The sequence below is a fragment of the Xenorhabdus griffiniae genome (assembly GCF_015163655.1).
GTDB classification, from domain to species: domain Bacteria; phylum Pseudomonadota; class Gammaproteobacteria; order Enterobacterales; family Enterobacteriaceae; genus Xenorhabdus; species Xenorhabdus griffiniae.
In genome coordinates this window covers 1-1,501 of record NZ_JADEUF010000241.1, presented here as the reverse complement: position 1 = coordinate 1,501, position 1,501 = coordinate 1, and the positions used below count along the sequence as shown (strand labels likewise).

At 42.8% G+C, this 1,501-nt stretch carries 3 protein-coding genes; all 3 read right to left on the bottom strand.

Annotation, left to right across the window (positions count from 1 at the left end; translation table 11 throughout):
• Window positions 1-21 precede the first annotated feature (21 nt).
• The 3 genes from IQ211_RS19180 to IQ211_RS19170 all read right to left on the bottom strand — a co-directional run bounded on the left by IQ211_RS19180 (window position 22) and on the right by IQ211_RS19170 (window position 967).
• Window positions 22-336 (bottom strand): hypothetical protein, encoded by a 315-nt coding sequence (locus IQ211_RS19180; RefSeq protein ID WP_189761454.1) that lies wholly within the window; start codon window positions 334-336, stop codon window positions 22-24.
• Complete coding sequence (locus IQ211_RS19175) at window positions 333-722, bottom strand: hypothetical protein (RefSeq protein WP_193836471.1); 390 nt, start codon at window positions 720-722, stop codon at window positions 333-335. Before IQ211_RS19175 ends, IQ211_RS19180 begins: the two co-directional genes overlap by 4 nt.
• A 71-nt stretch (window positions 723-793) precedes the next feature.
• Complete coding sequence (locus IQ211_RS19170; RefSeq protein ID WP_193836470.1) at window positions 794-967, bottom strand: hypothetical protein; 174 nt, start codon at window positions 965-967, stop codon at window positions 794-796.
• Window positions 968-1,501 lie beyond the last annotated feature (534 nt).

Below are 1,501 nucleotides of genomic sequence, written 5' to 3'. Positions count from 1 at the left end.
TGATAATCCTCGTTGGAAATGTCATAATAGATACCGGGTTTCATGTAGTTCTTCCTCCACTGCTCGACACACATCAAATAGCCATTCGTTGTATTTTTCGATTAATTCATCCTGTCTGTCGCCGGTGGTGGCTAACAGAGTGTTAATGAGCTCTGACCATGTGTTATCCGGCAATTGTCCCAGTCGGTCATTAGCTCGGTTATCCAGATCCGCAGCAAGGGCGTTCTGATATTCTTCATCCTCTTCCAGCCGTTCCTGACGATTTAACGCCGCCCGAATATCGTCATTTCTATTGCGAACATCGTCCCAATAGGCTTGGTTATCGTCGTAACTCATGCAGCCTCCTTATGCATATGCTGGGCGATAGCCATAAGCTCCCGATAGCTGAAACCCGCCTTTTGCATCTCTTCCGCGAGACGCTCTGTATCACAATGCACTCTGGCGTATTCCAGCATTTCGCTAACATCGAGGTCGGAACGCAGGGCGAACTCTTTGAATGGAATATTGAATTGCATATCACCCAGATCGTGATAATTGATATAGATTCGTCCGTTAAATACCCGTTCCTCTGGTTGGACATAACTGTAATTTATTGATGGCAACATATTACCCTCCGCTAAACCGGAATAAATACGAATAATGAGATAATGAGTAGTGTGAGACGGCGCTTCCATGCGCGCCGGTTCCTGACTGCCTGTGGTTTTGCGGGTACGACTGCGCACCCGTCCAACATGTTGTTACGCATGTAACAGCCCCTCGTTAGTGAAAACGATTTGTGATTTTTGGGGTTAGATTATTTAGCGGTTAGAACAATCAGCGCTTGGGCGTGGAGCGTGGCGGATTCGCGGATTGCTCCGCTTTTGGTGAAAACAGCTTCTTCAGCACTCCATCCTTTGCGCAATCTTTTCCCGATAGTTTGAGGGCGAACATTACACTCTGGCATTCTAGCCCATTGTGATAATGTCATAGATACTCCATTTATAGTAATGAATACATTTGTTCTTGTGTTATTGCTTTGTATTAATTTTTTCGCCCACCTGCAGTTGTCAGGGCTATAATTCCCATTATTATCAATCCTATCTAAGCTATGGCTTTTGCTTGGCCTTCTTCCCATGTCTTGAATAAAATTTTTGAATTCAGACCACCTTTCACAAACCCTTATTCCCCTACCTCCATAAGATGGATATGCTTTGTTTCTTTTATTTTCACATCGCTGTCTCATTGCTGACCAAATAGAATATTCATTCGACTTCGCCATTTTATGTTTAGTAGGTCTATTATCATTCCATTTGCACCCGCAAGATGTGGAATTACCACTTTTTAAACTAGTCCCTCTAATTTGAACTTTATTTCCACAATCACAAATGCAATTCCAAAATCTACCGGGCTTTTCTGGAACAGGACTAATCACCAAAAGTCGATCGAATCTTAAATTTGTTAATTCCAATGGTTTCATATTGTCACGATTACCCCATAATTAAATCGGCGTGAATGTGTTTAG

Bases quoted from the DNA above. Each gene is read 5' to 3' on its own strand.
- IQ211_RS19180 (WP_189761454.1), bottom strand. From the start codon at position 336: ATGAGTTACGACGATAACCAAGCCTATTGGGACGATGTTCGCAATAGA.
- IQ211_RS19170 (WP_193836470.1), bottom strand. From the start codon at position 967: ATGACATTATCACAATGGGCTAGAATGCCAGAGTGTAATGTTCGCCCT.